The 17,776-nt window shown below is 44.4% G+C and carries 14 protein-coding genes; 12 read left to right on the forward strand and 2 right to left on the reverse strand.

Annotated elements, in window-relative coordinates:
* Window positions 1-188 precede the first annotated feature (188 nt).
* Window positions 189-3,260: a X2-like carbohydrate binding domain-containing protein gene (locus NSQ58_RS14855; RefSeq protein ID WP_341057650.1), complete on the forward strand. Its 3,072-nt coding sequence runs from the start codon at window positions 189-191 to the stop codon at window positions 3,258-3,260.
* A gap of 344 nt (window positions 3,261-3,604) precedes the next feature.
* Here the strand turns inward: NSQ58_RS14855 and NSQ58_RS14860 are convergent, their stop codons facing one another.
* Window positions 3,605-4,522, reverse strand: a complete 918-nt coding sequence (locus tag NSQ58_RS14860) for an AEC family transporter (protein WP_075154260.1) — start codon at window positions 4,520-4,522, stop codon at window positions 3,605-3,607.
* A 250-nt stretch (window positions 4,523-4,772) separates the two neighbouring features.
* On the opposite strand from NSQ58_RS14860, the gene NSQ58_RS14865 reads away from it, so the two are divergent.
* Both NSQ58_RS14865 and NSQ58_RS14870 read left to right on the forward strand, forming a co-directional pair.
* Window positions 4,773-5,777, forward strand: a complete 1,005-nt coding sequence (locus NSQ58_RS14865; RefSeq protein WP_069080612.1) for a copper amine oxidase N-terminal domain-containing protein — start codon at window positions 4,773-4,775, stop codon at window positions 5,775-5,777.
* A 188-nt stretch (window positions 5,778-5,965) separates the two neighbouring features.
* Window positions 5,966-6,754 (forward strand): SDR family oxidoreductase, encoded by a 789-nt coding sequence (locus NSQ58_RS14870; protein ID WP_023988932.1) that lies wholly within the window; start codon window positions 5,966-5,968, stop codon window positions 6,752-6,754.
* 94 nt (window positions 6,755-6,848) lie between these two features.
* On the opposite strand, the gene NSQ58_RS14875 is transcribed toward NSQ58_RS14870, so the two are convergent.
* Window positions 6,849-7,577, reverse strand: coding sequence for a DsbA family oxidoreductase (locus NSQ58_RS14875; protein ID WP_023988931.1), 729 nt, complete (start codon window positions 7,575-7,577; stop codon window positions 6,849-6,851).
* Window positions 7,578-7,789: 212 nt separating this feature from the next.
* Between NSQ58_RS14875 and NSQ58_RS14880 the strand changes: the two genes are divergently transcribed.
* The 9 genes from NSQ58_RS14880 (at window position 7,790) to NSQ58_RS14920 (ending at window position 17,556) form a co-directional block, all read left to right on the forward strand.
* On the forward strand, window positions 7,790-8,818 hold the full coding sequence (locus NSQ58_RS14880; RefSeq protein ID WP_053325576.1) for a LacI family DNA-binding transcriptional regulator: 1,029 nt from the start codon (window positions 7,790-7,792) through the stop codon (window positions 8,816-8,818).
* Window positions 8,811-9,689 carry a ribokinase gene (gene rbsK, locus NSQ58_RS14885; RefSeq protein WP_068942581.1) on the forward strand — a complete coding sequence of 293 codons (879 nt, stop codon included), beginning with the start codon at window positions 8,811-8,813 and terminating at the stop codon, window positions 9,687-9,689. The genes NSQ58_RS14880 and rbsK overlap by 8 nt, the downstream gene beginning before the upstream one ends.
* Window position 9,690: 1 nt before the next feature.
* Window positions 9,691-10,125 (forward strand): D-ribose pyranase, encoded by a 435-nt coding sequence (gene rbsD, locus NSQ58_RS14890; RefSeq protein WP_023988928.1) that lies wholly within the window; start codon window positions 9,691-9,693, stop codon window positions 10,123-10,125.
* Window positions 10,126-10,155: 30 nt separating this feature from the next.
* Window positions 10,156-11,637, forward strand: coding sequence for a sugar ABC transporter ATP-binding protein (locus NSQ58_RS14895; RefSeq protein WP_023988927.1), 1,482 nt, complete (start codon window positions 10,156-10,158; stop codon window positions 11,635-11,637).
* A 1-nt stretch (window position 11,638) separates the two neighbouring features.
* Window positions 11,639-12,607, forward strand: a complete 969-nt coding sequence (locus tag NSQ58_RS14900) for an ABC transporter permease subunit (RefSeq protein ID WP_013310465.1) — start codon at window positions 11,639-11,641, stop codon at window positions 12,605-12,607.
* Between the two features lie 34 nt (window positions 12,608-12,641).
* Complete coding sequence (rbsB, locus tag NSQ58_RS14905; protein ID WP_023988925.1) at window positions 12,642-13,562, forward strand: ribose ABC transporter substrate-binding protein RbsB; 921 nt, start codon at window positions 12,642-12,644, stop codon at window positions 13,560-13,562.
* Window positions 13,563-13,781: 219 nt separating this feature from the next.
* Entirely contained in the window at window positions 13,782-14,789 is a 1,008-nt protein-coding gene (locus NSQ58_RS14910; protein WP_069080613.1) for an ABC transporter substrate-binding protein, read from the forward strand.
* A 32-nt stretch (window positions 14,790-14,821) separates the two neighbouring features.
* A complete protein-coding gene (locus NSQ58_RS14915) occupies window positions 14,822-16,537 on the forward strand; it encodes an ABC transporter ATP-binding protein (protein ID WP_069080614.1) in 1,716 nt (571 codons plus the stop codon).
* 68 nt (window positions 16,538-16,605) lie between these two features.
* Window positions 16,606-17,556 (forward strand): ABC transporter substrate-binding protein, encoded by a 951-nt coding sequence (locus NSQ58_RS14920; protein WP_256715645.1) that lies wholly within the window; start codon window positions 16,606-16,608, stop codon window positions 17,554-17,556.
* Window positions 17,557-17,776 lie beyond the last annotated feature (220 nt).

Genomic DNA, 17,776 nt, shown 5'->3' on the forward strand with positions numbered 1-17,776 from the left:
TGTAAGCGCTAACAAAACCGGTGTTGCACCGTATTTATTGGGAATGAATGGGGGTGAGTCTGAGAGGACATTTGTCAGAATTGTGAGAAGCAACGATAACGATAGGAACGAATTCAGAATCGGCTGATTACTTTTATCTCAAAATGACTCGCATATTCAATTGATAATGAAGAAGGAGGTTGAATTCATTGACTAAGCCAAAAAACAGGTTGAGAATTGCTTGTTTGGCGCTTGTGGTAGCGGGTGCTTCCTGGACAGGAATGATAGCGCCGACTCATGCTGCTCCAAGTGACGATTACAGTTGGAAAAGTGTCGTTACGGGTGGAGGTGGTGGTTTTGTACCTGGCATTATTTTTAATGAAACGGAAAAAGACCTGATCTATGCCCGTACAGATATTGGAGGAGCTTACCGCTGGAATGCTGCCAATGAGAGTTGGATTCCGCTGACGGATTCTGTGGGCTGGGAGGATTGGAACAAAAATGGTGTCGATGCACTAGCGACTGATTCTGTTGATCCGAATCGTGTATATATAGCTACAGGTACGTATACTAATTCATGGGATAAACAAAACGGGCAAATTATGCGTTCCATCGACAGGGGCAATACGTGGCAGACAACCAAGCTTCCTTTTAAGGTGGGGGGCAATATGCCGGGGCGTTCAATGGGTGAACGTCTGACGATTGATCCAAATAAAAATAATATTTTGTTCTTTGGAGCTCGAAGTGGTAATGGACTATGGAAAAGCTCTGATTTTGGAGCAACTTGGAGCAAGGTAAGCAGTTTCCCGAATCCAGGGACGTATGTACAGGACCCTTCCAATGAATATACCAGCGACATTGTCGGTTTAGCGTGGATCACCTTTGACAAAAAAACAGGCTCTTCCAGTAAAGCAACGCAGACGATCTATGTAGGTGTTGCAGATAAAAAGCAAAGTGTCTATCGCAGTACAGATGGCGGGACAACCTGGTCTGCTATAGCGGGACAGCCTACGGGCTATTTGCCACATCACGGTGTGTTATCACCGGACGGCAATCTATATATTTCTTATAGCGATGGAGCAGGTCCATATGATGGATCAAAGGGTGAACTGTGGAAATTGAATACAGCAAGCGGGCAATGGACTAACATTAGCCCCATAGGTAGCAGTAGTGCGGACAATCATTTTGGATATGGTGGACTGACGGTGGATGCCCAGAAGCCAGGTACACTCATGGTTGCTACGTTGAATGCCTGGTGGCCGGATGAAACGATTTATCGCAGCACTGATAGTGGGGCAACTTGGAATCCTATTTGGGAATTTGATGGTTATCCGTCTCGTAAGCTGAAATACAATCTGGATATAAGCGGTGCGCCTTGGCTGACTTTCAATGCCAACCCTGCACCACCGGAAGTATCGCCCAAGCTGGGGTGGATGATTGGAGATCTGGAGATAGATCCATTTAATTCAGACCATATGTTGTACGGCACCGGAGCTACGATTTATGGCTCTAAAAATCTGACCAATTGGGATAAAGGCGGAAAGCTGGATATTTCAGTAGCCGCTAAAGGGGTAGAGGAAACGGCAATTTTGGATCTGGTGAGCCCTCCAACCGGCGCGCCTTTGGTGAGCGCAGTAGGTGATGTCTCTGGATTCAGACATGACGATTTATTCAAGGCTCCAGCTAAAATGCTGGATAATCCGACCTTTACAAGCAGCGAAAGCATTGATTATGCCGAGCTGAATCCTTCTTTTATGGCCCGAGTAGGTAAAGCGGATTATAAAAAAGATCCAAATGCCAAATCCATCGGTTTTTCCAATGATGGAGGAGCCAACTGGTATAAAGCAAATAGTGAGCCTTCCGGTACAGCAGGAGGAGGCAGCATCGCCGTAGCAACAGATGGTAATGGCTTGCTGTGGAGTACATCAGACAAAGGTGTGTTCTACTCCAAAACTGGCGGCAACTCATGGACAGCAAGCACAGGGATTCCAGCGAATGCAAAGATCGTCTCTGACCGAGTGAACCCTAATAAATATTACGCATTTGCCTCCGGGAAAATATATGTGAGCACCAATGGAGGCGTATCCTTTACGCCATCAGCGGTAACTGGCTTGCCGACAGCAGGCAATGCTGATATTGATGCTGTACGAGGAGCAGAAGGAGATGTGTGGTTCGCCGGAGGCTCCGAGGATGGAGGACCATACGGCTTATGGCATTCCAAGGATTCAGGTGTTACATTCACCAAACTCGATAATGTGCAGGAAGCGGATTTTGTAGGCTTTGGTAAGGCAGCGCCGAACCGTACGAATGCAGCGGTATTTATCGTTGGTAAAATTGATGGTACACGTGGATTTTACCGTTCGGACGATGCTGGCGCAAACTGGGCGCGCATTAATGACGACAAGCATCAATATGCTCGAGTGACCAAAATTATTGGGGACCCTCGGGTTTATGGACGTGCTTATCTGGGAACGAATGGCCGCGGCATTCTGGTGGCAGATCGTGTGGGTGGTGATCAGCCGTCTACCGGGCAAGCAAGTATTACACCAACGACTGCAACCTATGGAGTGGATACCAGCAATACGGATCTTACTGTCAAGCTAACACTTAACGGCAATACGCTAGAAGCTATTAAGCAGGGGAGTGTGGTGTTGAACAAAGGTGAAGATTATACGCTTAGTGAAGAAACAGTCGTTCTTACCAACAAGTATTTATCTAAACTTCCTAAAGGAGAGACAGCACTAAACTTCCATTTTAGTACAGGCAATGATGCGTTGTTTACGATTACGGTGAAAGAGGATACGCCAAGTGAGCCGGGAACAGGCGAGGGCGTTCTGAAGGTGCAAACCTTCAATGGGAATGTATCCGCCACAAGCAATACAATCAGTTCCAAATTTAAAATAACCAATACGGGAACCTCATCAATTTCCCTAGCAGACGTGACATTGCGTTATTATTACACCATTAACGGGGAGAAAGCACAAAATTTCTTCACGGATTGGTCGAGCGTCGGTACAGGGAATGTGATTGCTAGCTTCAAAACATTATCCAATGCGAAGCCAGGGGCAGATTCTTATGCAGAAATCGGGTTTAAATCGGCTGCGGGTTCTTTAGAACCCGGTCAAAGTGTGGAGTTGCAAACCCGGATATCCAAAGAGGACTGGAGCAGTTACACACAAACCGATGATTATTCATTTAATCCCACAGCAAACAGTTTACAAGATTCTGCTAAAATAACCGCTTACCTGTCTGGAAGCAAGCAATGGGGAATTGAGCCCTAAACCTTAATAAGGATAATCCTAAGTCAGCCACTCTAATGAGTGAGCTGGCTTTATTTTTGACGACCTGTTGTCCCGCATTCTTTTTTTGGGGAAAAAGCAACGACAAGTTGAAAACAGCTACTAATAGAGATTCAAATTATATAATATAATTATTTCACTATATGAAAAATTCGTAATAGAAAAAAAACTCTTTCTCGCATACGATCTCCACAAAACAAACACACCACTTTAAGTAGAAAAAAGAAACACTAACACGAACATATGTTCTTTTATCTCAAAAAAGAAACGCTCCTGTCCTTAGACAAAAAGCGTCTCTAATCCATTTTTTATATTTATCATACACCTCAAACAAGATGCCGAGATGCTGAAATTAACAGTGTCATCGTAATGACATTCACAATCGTAGAAAGTAATACTGTTTGTGCGGCAAAATCGGGTTCATTTTTATATTCTTCCGCCAAAATACTTGTATTAACGCCGGTAGGCATACCCGATGCAATGAGCAAGGCTTGAGCCGGAATCCCCTTAAGACCCAACAGCAAGACGAGCATAAAACCGACCATTGGACCAGCAATCAGGCGCAGTACCATACTGATGTACACGGCTGTCCGGCGCAAACGAAAGGGATATTGCACAATTTGTGCTCCCAAAGTAAGCAGAGCCACGGCAACCATCGACTGACTAATATAATTCAAAGGTTCAGCCAGTAAATTAGGCAATGGACTATGCAGCAGATTTAGGAGCAAACCTAGCGCAAGCGCATAGGGAACAGGCATTTTTAAAAAATTAATTAATATTTTTCGAGTATTGGCCTTGCCGTTTTGCACAACAAAAGTGCCGTATGTAAAAGTGACAAAGCTTTGAAAGGTCATAATCAGAGCTTGAACGGAAATGGCCAACGGGTCACCTTTGAACACCAACTGATTGATTGGCAGACCATAATTTCCTGAATTATCTAGCATCACACTATTTGTAAAAGCTCCGCGCATTCCGGGGCTGTATTTCAGAGATCTGGCGACGGTAGTGCTGATTACGTACAGAATAGCTATGTACAAGGCATAAAAAAGTGAAACCTCACCCATGAGCATTAAAGAAATTTCCGAGTTATAAAGACCTGTAAACACAACTGCGGGGGTGATATAGTAAAAATTGATTTTAGCTAAGGTATACAAATCCAGTCGAAAATAATATTGCATGATACAACCAAAACCGATAAGTACAAAAATAGGTAAAACAACGTCCAAAAGAATGGTGCCGAACATGTCTGTTTCATCTTCTTTCTATTATGCGAATGTAAAGGCTGATTCTTAAAAATGCATGTGTAATTCTCATTATACTGTGTAAATAGGTTAGGCGTATAATAAAATTTTATAGTGATTTTGACAATATGGACTGCAGCTATAGTAGTGTCTCACACATTAGATAAGAAAAGATAAAAAATCAGCTTAGAGAAGCCGTTAATACATCTAGGGACATTTGAGCCCGGTCTTTACTATAAGGAGGAATCGCATCATGAGAAACACTTGGACAGCTTTACTAGCGTGTATACTGGTCTTGGGTTTGGCAGCGGGAACCGCTGAAGCCAAGCAGGGACGCGGAAATGATCAGGAGAACAAACAGGAAGCAAAGACGTCTGTTAAAGACGGGAATGAAAAGAGCGGGGAAGAGCCAATCAATCCCCATGACTCAGACAATGATCAGTCCAAAAAACAAAAAGACAAAGCATCCGGGAAAAAGGATGAAAACAGTAAAAAAGACAAACACGCAGAAATCAGAAAAACCGAACCTGTTGCAGTAACAGATGATACATACGAGGAGTCCAAAGACCATAATGGTCACAAGGGACGCAACGGTTATAAGGGTCTGCTTCACGCGGTAGAAAATACGAAGGATAAGCCGGCAGGAGCGGTTATTGCGAATCTGCTGCTTACGAAATACCCAAACCGTTTGACTCCGGAGCAGGTTGCTGAACTTGAATTGATCCGGAATTCTGGTAAAGCACTGACTGAGGCAGCTGAGCTACTGGCTGAAAACGGAAATGTGACTGATGCCGTTTACATGCAGGAGGAGGCGGTACTGGCTAATGTGTCCGATCTGGACAGCTACAAAAAGCTGGGTGAATTCTCGAAGAAGGCCGGACGGCCGTCGGGTATGAAGCTGTTCGTGAATGGTGAAAAATACGATGCCAAACCGATTAACCGCAATGGGACCACACTTGTTCCGTTTAGAACAGCTTCCGAAGCTTTGGATGCAAAGGTTTCCTGGGATCCGAAAGAAAAGGCTGTTACTGTCACCCGTAACGGCGTGTCCGTCAAATTATTTGTTAACAGTCCAAAAGCATATATTAACGGTCAGCCGTATTCTATCGAGCAGCCAGCATCCATAGTGGATGGGACGACAATGGTACCTGTAAGGGTAATCGGAGAGGCCTTGGGGACAAATGTAAAATGGGAGCCTGAGAGCCAGTCCGTTGTTGTATACGAGCAGACAACAACAACACCTGCATCAACATCTTAACGTGCTGTAAACAAAAAGGGCCCTGACTAACTGTCAGGCCTTTTTGTTTTACCTTGCAATTAATGATTTCGTATTCTTTTTAATGGTGAGAAGATAGATAGCCTTCATAATACTACCAAGCTATTCGCATTATGTGCTGGTCATGTGTACAATTAAATAGAGAACGCTTAGAAAAGGGAGTGTCATAGATGGATTTAGGATTAACGGGAAAAACAGCCTTTGTTGCAGGTTCCAGTAAAGGACTCGGCAAGGCAAGCGCACGAGAGCTGGCACGCGAGGGTGCGAATGTCGTCATTTCAGGACGGAACGAAGCAGAGCTTCAGCGGACGCAGGCGGAATTACTGGAAACAGCGAGTGGCCGCGTTGAATATGTAGTTTGCGATGTAACAAAACCAGAACATATCTCCCAGGCCATCCGCCGTACAGCTGATTTGTTTGGCACCGTAGATATTTTGGTTAACAATGCGGGTGGGCCTCCTGCCGGTACCTTTGATGATTTTACAGATGAAGTGTGGATGCAGGCCTTTGAACAAAATTTACTTAGTCATATCCGGTTGATCCGTGAAGTGTTACCATATATGAAAAAACAACAAAGCGGTAGGATTTTAAATATTGCTTCTTCCTCAGTTAAGCAGCCAATTCCGGGGTTAATCATTTCAAATACGCTGCGTACTGGAGTTGCTGGATTGGCAAAAACATTGTCTCTGGAATTAGCTCCTCATAATATTCTGGTACATACTGTAGCACCGGGGAGAATTGCAACTGATCGCGTGCGTAGCTTGGACGAGCATCGAGCTGAGAAAACCCAGCAAACGACGGATCAGGTTCGCAAACAAGCAGAAGAGGGCATTCCATTGGGACGGTATGGAGAGCCTGAAGAGTTCGGTAAAGTTGTTGCTTTTCTGGCGTCTTCAGCTTCATCCTATTTGACAGGGAGTACCATCCTTGTGGATGGCGGAATGATTAAATCGTTATAAAATAAAGATGCGTGCCAGCCTCAGGTTTAATTGAGTGCTGGCACGCTTTTTTAAAATTTATTTAGGAAGTAGAAAATCTTCATTCACGGACTGTTCAGCCCTCACGGCCTGGAAGCTCACAACCCTCATCGGTACATAAACCACCTGCATCTTGTTTGGACGAGCTGCCGCTTATCATGGTGAAAGGTGAGCGTTCATCCCATGCTTTTTGAAGCGCATCATGAAATACTTCCTCCGGCTGGGCACCAGAAATAGCAAATTTTCGATCAAATACAAAGAATGGCACACCCTGAACACCCAATTCAGCGCCTTCGGCTTCATCAGCTCTAACTTCGTCGGTAAAACGGTCACTGGCTAATATAGCAGCCGCTTCCTTTTGATCCAAACCAACTTCAGTAGCCAGCGCTACCAGCACTTCATGATCCCCTGTATGCTTGCCTTCGATGAAAACAGCTTGGAATAAACGCTCGCTCAGCTCCAGCATTTTGCCTTGTGTTTGAGCCCAAAGTGTTAAGCGGTGAGCATCAAGAGAGTTCGTCGGCACCATGGCATGAATATTATAATCAAGACCCGCAGAGCGTGCGTTTTCGTTCATTCGATCATTCATAGCCTGAGCCTCTTGCAGACTGACCCCATATTTAGCTGATAGTTCTTCATTGATCGTTTTACCACTATCTCTCACAGCATTCGGGTTCAATTCGAAACTCTTGAATGTCAATTGCACCTCATTGCGATGTGGGAATTGCTGTAATACTTGCTCCAAACGGCGTTTGCCGATATAACAGAATGGACACATATAATCAGACCAAACTTCGATATTCATAAGGAAAAAGCCTCCATGTATACGTATTTTATTGAGTAACTGGGAGTGGTGCTCCCCCCTTTAGAATGTGTATTAAGGTGGAACTTCATTAGTTACAATAAGAATTATAAAGCTAAAGCATTCAACGTGCAAATAATTAATGCTTGTCAAAAAATTAATGCTGTGATATTTTATATGTGTAACCGGTTACACATTGGAGTTGAACCTACACTATGACAACAATTAAAGAAGTCGCCAGCTTTGCAGGTGTTTCCGTAGCGACCGTATCCAGAGTTATTAATGAAACTGGATATGTACATGAGGATACACGGCGAAAGGTAGAGGCTGCTGTGAAGCAGTTAAATTACAAGCCTAATGAAGTTGCACGTTCTTTGTATAAAAAGAAATCCAGATTAATCGGCCTGCTGCTGCCGGATATTACGAACCCTTACTTTCCCTTGTTAGCTCGTGGGGTGGAGGATCGAATGCAGGAAAATGATTTTCGGATTATTTTCGGTAATAGTGATGAAGATCGCCAAAAAGAATTGGATTACATGGATACTTTTGTTCAAAATAATGTCGTTGGTGTTATTTCTTCTACCAATGATCCCGATGCCGATTGTTATGCCAAACTGAAGATCCCGGTCGTTTTTCTCGATCGAACTTCCAGTGACAGCCTCTCCGTATATGCAGATGGAGCCCATGGCGGTTGCTTGGCTGCTCAAGAAATGGTTGCCCGCGGCAGCAAACAAATTACAGTCATGCAGGGCCCTGCACATATTCGTCCAGCACAAGACCGTTTTCGCGGGGCGGTTGAAGAGCTTCAGCAATCCGGAATTGCTTACCATGTGGTCGAGACAACCTCCTTTTCGTTCAAGGAGGCCGAGTCGTGGGCCAAAGAGCTGTTTAGCAAGTACCCGGATACGGACGGAGTTATCGCAAGTAACGATATCGTGGCTACAGCGGTGATGCATGAGGCACATAGATTAGGAAAGAAAATCCCGGATGATGTTCAAATTATCGGGTTTGATGATATACCATTAAGTAGTTTGTTATTCCCGCCTTTGTCAACGATCCGACAACCTGCTTATGAAATGGGCTGGGAAGCAGCAGGGCTACTCATTCAGTTGATTGAGCAGTCGCAAGTAACGAAGTCAAGCGTACCTAATCTTCATTCGAAAGTACTTACCTATTCAAGCATACAATTGCCCGTCAAATTTATAGAACGGGAAACGACAAGAAAGGTGGATCATGATGGCTAAAATTTCAATTATCGGAAGCAGTTCTATGGATCTCGTAGTTACTTCGTCCAAACGTCCCGGTGCTGGTGAAACGGTATTGGGTGAAAGCTTTACAACCGTACCTGGAGGTAAAGGAGCCAATCAGGCAGTAGCCGCAGCACGACTCGGAGCAGACGTTACGATGATTGGACGTGTAGGGGATGACCATTTTGGAGAACAGATTTTACGGAATTTTGAAGAAAATCATGTTCATACTGGCTATGTGAAACCGGTTACACATATGGAAAGCGGTACAGCGCATATTGTACTAGCTGAAGGTGATAACAGTATTGTCGTGGTAAAAGCAGCAAATAATGAAGTGACACCCGCCTATGTGGAAGAAGCACTTGACGTCATTCGAAGTTCGGATATTGTGTTAATTCAACAGGAAATACCGTCGGAAACGGTTGTTTATGTAAGCGAAATTTGTGCGAAGTACCAGGTACCCTTGTTGCTGAATCCAGCCCCGGCTCGTGAAGTGGAAGAAAGCGTAATTGCAAATGCGACCTACATTACGCCAAACGAGCATGAAGCTGCCATTATGTTTAAGGATATGAGCCTGCAAGAAGCGTTGCGCAAATATCCCAACAAGCTGTTTGTGACTGAGGGCAGCAACGGTGTACGATTCTTCGACGGAGAACAGGAAGTCGTGGTTCCTACTTATAAAGTAGAAGCCGTTGATACAACAGGTGCAGGAGATACGTTTAACGCTGCTTTTGCAGTGGCATTGGCTGAAGGAAATTCGTTGGCAGACAGTGTGAAATTTGCTAATCGTGCTGCGTCATTGTCCGTAACCAAATTTGGAGCCCAAGGTGGAATGCCAACCCGACGTGAAGTGGAGGAGCAAATATAATATGAAGAAACATGGAATCCTAAACAGTCATATATCCAGAATACTGTCGGATCTCGGCCACACAGACTATATTGTCGTGGCTGATGCTGGCTTACCTGTTCCTGAAGGCGTTACCAAAATTGATTTGGCCCTTAAATTGGGGGTTCCATCCTTTCAGGACGTCGTTGATGTCATTGCAGCAGATATGGTGATCGAAAAAGTAATGCTGGCCGAAGAAATTAAACAAGAAAATGAACAAGCATTACAGTATATTATGCGCACCTTTGCAGGGGAGCAATTAGAACAGCCACAGCTTAATAAGCAGGCAGCCGTCATTGAGTTTTGCCCTCATGAACAATTCAAGGAGCTGACCCGGTATGCGAAGGCGGTCATTCGTACAGGAGAGGCTAAGCCGTTTGCCAATTGTATTTTGCAGGCAGGAGTTCATTTTGGATAAATCAATGTTGAATAAAAAGGAGGGTACAGCATGCAGATTCAAATGAAAGGAATTCACAAAGCCTTTGGAACCAATCAGGTACTGAGTGGTGTTGACTTTGATCTTCGTGAAGGAGAAGTACATGCCCTCATGGGTGAGAATGGTGCAGGCAAATCAACGCTGATGAATATTTTAATCGGACTGCATCGGCGAGATGAGGGAACGATCATCATTGACGGTCAGGAAACCTATTTTGCCGACCCCAAAGAAGCGGAGCAAAAAGGAATTGCTTTTATTCACCAGGAACTGAATGTGTGGCCGGAGATGACCGTGCTGGAAAATCTATTTATCGGCAAGGAAATGACATCCAAGTGGGGCTTACTAGACAGCTCCAAAATGAAAGCGCTAGCAAATGAACAATTCAGCAAGCTTTCGGTAAATCTTCCATTGAACGGTGAAGCAGGCGATTGTTCAGTGGGTCAACAGCAGATGATTGAAATTGCCAAAGCACTCATGACGGATGCTAAAGTTATCGTGATGGATGAGCCGACAGCCGCCTTAACCGAACGAGAAATTCAGAAGCTGTTCGAGGTTATTACTTCCTTGAAAAAAGATGGTGTTTCGATTGTGTATATTTCACATCGGATGGAGGAGATATTCGCGATCTGTGATCGGATTACCATCATGCGTGACGGGAAAACGGTGGATACTCAGGCGATTCCCGATACGCATTTTGATGAAGTTGTACGGAAAATGGTGGGTAGAGAGCTGACTGAACGCTACCCGGTAAGAACGCCTGCTTTGGGAGAAGTGGTGCTGGAGGTCAAAAATGCTTCGCATAAAGGGTTATTTGAAAATGTGAATTTCACTGTACGATCTGGGGAAATTGTAGGTTTTTCAGGCTTAATGGGCTCGGGACGGACCGAGATCATGCGGGCGTTATTTGGACTGGATGCTTTGGATCGTGGTGAGATTCATGTGCGTGGAAAAAAAGTGTCTATTCGTAAGCCGGATGATGCGGTGAAACTAGGGATTGGCTTCATTACAGAAGATCGAAAAGATGAGGGCTTGGTGCTGGACTTTTCCATCCGGGAAAATATGGTGCTGCCAAATCTGTTCAGCTTTACTTCAAAAGGATTTATTTCAGGTAAAAAAGAGCTAGATTTTGTTAACACTTTAATTAAGCGCTTACAAATTAAAACCCAATCGGGCGAAACAACGGTTCGCAGTTTGTCAGGTGGTAATCAGCAAAAGGTGGTTATTGCCAAATGGGTAGGTATTGGTCCAAATGTACTCATTCTTGACGAACCGACGAGAGGTGTGGATGTGGGAGCCAAGCGGGAAATCTACCAGTTGATGAACGAGCTGACCGAACGTGGAGTCGCGATTATCATGGTATCCTCGGAACTCCCTGAGGTACTCGGCATGAGCGATCGTATTGTCGTGGTGCACGAGGGAAAGATCAGCGGAGAGCTGAGCAGGGAAGAAGCCACACAAGAAAATATTATGACGCTAGCTACAGGAGGACAGTAATATGACAACTATGAATGAATCAAAAAGCAGCAAAGGCTTTCAAATGTCACAAATCACACAGAAGCTTGGCCCGTTGTTGGGACTCATTATTTTGGTAATTATCGTATCGGTCTTAAATCCCAGCTTTTTGGAACCGCTTAATATTTTGAATTTATTGCGCCAGGTATCTATTAATGCGTTAATTGCGTTCGGTATGACCTTCGTTATTCTCACAGGCGGAATTGATTTGTCAGTCGGCTCCATATTAGCACTATCCAGTGCGTTTGTCGCAAATATGATGCTGGCCGGGTTCGATCCTATTTTGGCGATTATCATTGGCTGTGCATTGGGTGGCGTGATGGGCATGGTCAACGGCTTGATGATTACGAAAGGTAAAATGGCTCCGTTCATCGCTACACTAGCAACCATGACCATTTTCAGAGGATTAACACTCGTTTATACCAACGGTAACCCTATTACAGGACTCGGAGACAGTCTGGTATTTCAATTGTTCGGTCGTGGCTATCAGTTCGGTATTCCGGTTCCAGCGATTACGATGCTCATTACCTTTGCTGTCCTATGGATCATTTTGCATAAAACACCATTCGGACGCAAAACGTATGCCATCGGTGGTAACGAGAAGGCTTCGATTGTATCCGGTATTAAAGTACCGCGTGTGAAAATTTGGATTTACTCTCTGGCTGGAATGCTTTCCGCGTTGGCGGGTGCTATCTTGACCTCACGTTTGAACTCGGCACAACCGACAGCGGGTACTTCTTATGAACTGGATGCCATTGCGGCTGTCGTATTAGGTGGAACAAGCCTCTCGGGAGGACGCGGACGAATCGTAGGTACGTTAATTGGTGTGCTTATCATCGGTACACTAAACAATGGCTTGAACTTGCTGGGGGTTAACTCTTTTTATCAAATGGTCGTAAAAGGGATAGTCATCGCTATTGCTGTATTGATTGACCGTAAAAAATCCGCATAATACACCTAATCTGCGTAGAAGGAGACACATAAATATGAAAAAGCTTATATTAATCATGACTGCCTTGCTGCTCCTGCTCATGACAGGGTGTTCCTTGGAACCGCCCGAATGGGCCAAACCTAAAGCGGCCGCGAACCTGAAGGACATTAAAATCGGCTTGTCGATCTCAACGCTGAACAATCCATTCTTCGTCTCTCTCAAAGACGGAGTTGTGGCAGAGGCCAAAAAACAAGGAATGCAGGTCATTGTTGTGGATGCACAAAATGATTCGGCGAAACAAAGTAATGACGTGGATGATCTGATTCAACAGGGAGTAAACGCGTTACTCATTAATCCGACAGATTCGTCGGCCATCTCCACTGTGGTACAATCAGCGAATGCATTGAACATCCCGGTTATTACACTGGATCGTTCTGCTGACAAAGGAGACGTAAAAGCACTCGTCGCTTCAGACAACGTAGAGGGAGGACGAATGGCTGCCAGATATGTGATTGATCAAGTTGGAAAAGGTGCCAAAGTGATTGAGCTGGAAGGTGTTCCAGGAGCATCCGCTACCCGTGAACGTGGGAAAGGCTTCCATGAAGTAGCAGATAAGGATCTGAAAGTCATAGCAAAACAATCGGCCGATTTTGATCGGACCAAAGGTTTGAACGTGATGGAAAATCTGCTGCAAGGAAACCCGGACGTACAGGCAGTATTTGCCCACAATGATGAAATGGCGTTGGGTGCGATCGAAGCAATCCAAAGCTCAGGTAAGAACATTCCAGTCATCGGTTTTGACGGTAACGAGGATGCGCTTAAATCAATTAAGGAAGGGAAACTGACAGCCACCGTAGCTCAGCAACCCGAGCTTATTGGTCAATTGGCGGTGCAGGCAGCCAAGGATGTACTTCAAGGTAAAACCGTGAAAACATCCATTCCCGCTAAGCTGGAGTTAGTGGATCAATCGAAATAAAAAGGGCGCTTGACTCAACATATTAAGCTATTCGGACTGATGCTGTAATGCGCATCAGTCCTTTTTTTGGCTATTCTACAATGACGATACATACACATAAATGGAAGTTTTTTATTTTTGTATTGTAAGAAGAGACGGTAAAAGATAGAATAACAATTATATGATAATGAGAATCACTATCATATTATGAATTGTATATATCTAAGGAGGACGTATATTGTGCAACAAAGGTACAGATTAAAATGGGAATCCACGCTTTGTCTTGTGGTTCTTTTGATGGTTGTATTGAGTGCATGTGGAAACGCAGCTAGTAACAACCAGACAAACGACAAGACTAGCACTAATGATCCCTCCGGGCAATCCAAAACGGTTGTCATGCGCGAGTATACTGATGCCACTGGCAATAAGATCAGTATCCCTGCAAATCCACAGCGAGTTGTCACGACACAATATTTGGATGCTATGCTGGCCTTGGGAGTTAAGCCTGCAGGTGCTGCTTCCCATTTGTTGGAAGGCAACTATTTAAAAGGTAAGATTGACGGAGTTGCGGATATTGGGAACCCGACAAATGTAGAAAAGGTGCTGGAGTTACAACCGGACCTGATCATCACAACAGAATATACCACGCCAGAAGTGAAGGAGCAGCTGGAGAAGATTGCTCCAACCGTAGTCGTTTCGTTTGGAGAAGGCGATGTATTTGAGCAACTGCGGAATGTCGCAGCCGTGCTGGGTAAGGACAAGGAAGCCGAGCAGTGGATCGCTAGTTTCAACAAAAAGGCTGAAGAAGGTCGAAAGAAGCTGGCTGGAAAATTTAAAAAAGATGAAACGGTTACGATTTATATGGCCTACGATAAGAATGTGTTAAGGGTATACGGAGCGCGGAATGTAGGACATGTTATTTACCGTTCACTGGAATTGAATCCTCCTGAGTACATACGCCAGAAGCTGGCGAAGGACCCGAGATTTAATTATGTTTATGATGTTATTTCAATGGAAAAGTTACCTGAACTATCAGGAGACCGAATTATTATGCTGGTTTATGATGAAGCGAGCAAGGACGGAATGCTTAAGCAAATTGAGCAAAGTGCATTGTGGAGAAATCTCCCGGCTGTCAAGAACCACAAAGTGTATTTCATCAAAGCTGACCCGTGGTTTACCTACTCGCCGCTGGCTATTGACAAATCGCTGGATGAAGCCGTTAACATGCTTTCCGTCGATCCTAAATAATCACTCGAAATTAGAAAGGAGAAGTCATGACTATGCTTAGACGATTTTTTGAATACTACCGTCCTTACCGGACTTTGTTCATCATTGATTTCTCTTGTGCCTTGCTAGCTGCACTGCTGGAGCTGGCTTTTCCGCTTGCAGTCAACCGGGTGGTCGATGATTTGCTGCCCAGCGGAAACTGGAAATGGATTTTATATGCCTGTCTAGCTCTACTCGGTATTTATGTCATAAGTGCTGCGCTGAATTACGTGGTTACCTATTGGGGGCACAAGCTGGGCATTAACATCGAATCGGACATGCGTAAAAAGCTGTTTGATCGGGTACAAAAGCAATCTTTTCGTTTTTTTGACAATAACAAAACAGGGCATCTCGTTTCACGTATGACCAACGATCTAATGGATATTGGGGAAATTGCCCACCACGGACCTGAAGATTTGTTCATCGCGTTGATGACACTGGGGGGAGCCTTTGGTATCATGCTCGGTATTAACTGGAAGCTGGCTGTACTGACTTTCATCATTGTACCCCTCATGATTTACTTGTCTCTTTATTTCAGCCGAAAAATGTCTGCTGCTTTCCATCGTATGTTTTCTGATATTGCGGATTACAACGCTCGTATTGAAAATAACGTCAGCGGGATTCGTGTTGTTCAAGCGTTCTCCAACGAAGCTCATGAAATGGAGCGTTTTGCTGAAAATAATGGACGTTTCCGTAAAACGAAGCTGATCGCGTACCGGATTATGGCCTGGAATTCCTCAATTAGTTTTATACTAATGAAGCTGGTTTCATTGTTTGTGCTTGTGTGTGGAACATGGTTTGTTATCAAAGGACAGATGACCTACGGGGAATTTATCGCATTTGTGATGCTGTCTAATGTATTCCTGGGGCCGATTAAACAAATTAATTCTGTCATCGAAACGTATCCGAAAGGGATTGCTGGCTTCCGACGGTATCTGGATTTGCTGGAAAGTGAATCGGATGTAGAAGATCTGCCAGGAGCCAAGGCGGTTAGCCATCTTAATGGAGATATTCAATTTGCAGGTGTAACGTTTGGTTACGAGAACAAAGATAAGGTATTACGCAAAGTGGACCTATCTATCCATGCGGGTGAAACCGTAGCACTTGTGGGTCCTTCAGGAGCAGGTAAAACGACACTTTGCAGTTTGTTGCCTCGCTTCTACGATGTCGAGGAAGGCAGCATTACCATTGATGGGATGGATATCCGTGAAATGAAGCTGGAATCGCTGCGATCCATGATTGGTATCGTACAGCAGGATGTATTCCTCTTTGATGGAACGATTCGTGAAAATATCGCTTATGGTAAGCTGGATGCTTCGGAAGAAGAAATCTGGGATGCTGCTCGTCGAGCTCAGATTGAAGACCTTGTTCGCTCATATCCGGATGGTCTGGATACAATGATCGGTGAGCGGGGTGTGAAGCTCTCCGGTGGTCAAAAGCAACGTTTGTCTATTGCCCGGATGTTCCTTAAAAATCCGCCAATTCTCATTTTAGATGAAGCGACATCAGCATTGGATACAGAGACAGAAGCCGCGATTCAGCAGGCGCTGACAGAGCTATCCCAAGGCCGTACGACACTCGTTATTGCGCATCGTTTGGCAACGATCAAAAATGCTGACCGCATTATCGTAGTTGCAGATCAAGGGATTGCCGAGCAAGGCAGACATGAAGAGTTATTAGCAGTAAAAGGGGCATATAGCCGCCTGCACCAAGCTCAATATGGAACGTAAATAGGTCGATATGACGCCGTAAATAGAGAGAGGAATGAACGAGTTTGACAAAGAAAATGTGGATTGTGATGATGCTTCTGTCAGTCATTTTAGTTCTTACCGCCTGTGGTGGAAACGTAAAGCAGCCGGATGAAAAGCAGAATCAAACTTCTAGTGAACAAAAATCAGAGGAAACGAAAACAGTCAAAACGATTCATGGAGATATTAAGATACCGGTTCACCCTCAGCGGGTTGTAGTGGATTTGTACCTGAATGATTTATTAGCACTAGGAATTAAACCTGTGGGAAGTGTTAAATATTATCTGGATAATCCGTTTTCGAAGGATCTTGTACAGGGAATTACAAGCATTGGAGACCGCGGAAGTGTATCCATTGAGAAAGTATTGACTCTGCAGCCGGATTTGATTCTGATTGGTTCCAAAGATGCTTCTGAATATGAAAAATACAGTAAAATTGCTCCGACCATCGTGATTCCTTATGGAACGTACAAGAATGTGCATGAGGAACTGACAGCTTTTGGTGAACTGCTTGGAAAAGAACAGGAAGCCAAAACATGGCTTGCTCAATACGATCAGCGAATGCAGGCTGCACGTGACAAGCTAAAGGGAATTGTTCAGCCTGGAGATACTTTCACCGTAATGGAAGCTTCGGAAAAAGAATACTATGTCTATGGTGATAATTTTGGCAGAGGAGGACAGGCGGTATACAGAGGACTGAATTTGACACCTCCGCCGCTTGTCCAAAAAGAATTATTAGGTGAGACTCAATGGAAATCGGTGTCAAAAGAAGTCATTAATCAATATGCCGGCTCTTATATCTTTCTGACGGTTAACAAGGATTTGGGCGGTTACGAAGGAGACAGCATATGGAAATCACTGAATGCAGTCCGGCAAGGTAAGGTTTTTGAGCTCCAAGAGGATCGATATTGGTACTTCGATCCCATCGCTATTGTAGGGCAAGCTGAAGAAATCGCAGATATGATCGTCCAGCGGAATAAAGAGAACGCCGCACAGAAGTAGTCGCTTCGGTGTTGTTGGCAGCCCTTTGGTATTTATGCCGAAGGGCTTTATTTTTTCACAATAGGGCAGATCATTAGGCATTCCTCGAAATTTGCTATTGAAGCCGTTGCCACATTAATTTACAATAGTAAAGATTGCATGATAATAATTCTCATTATCAACATCATCTTCAACACAGTTCGTGATAGCTACATACTATTCAACAGTAAGGGTGAACAAT

The organism is Paenibacillus sp. FSL M7-0134 (assembly GCF_038007865.1).
Classification (GTDB): Bacteria; Bacillota; Bacilli; order Paenibacillales; family Paenibacillaceae; genus Paenibacillus; species Paenibacillus polymyxa_B.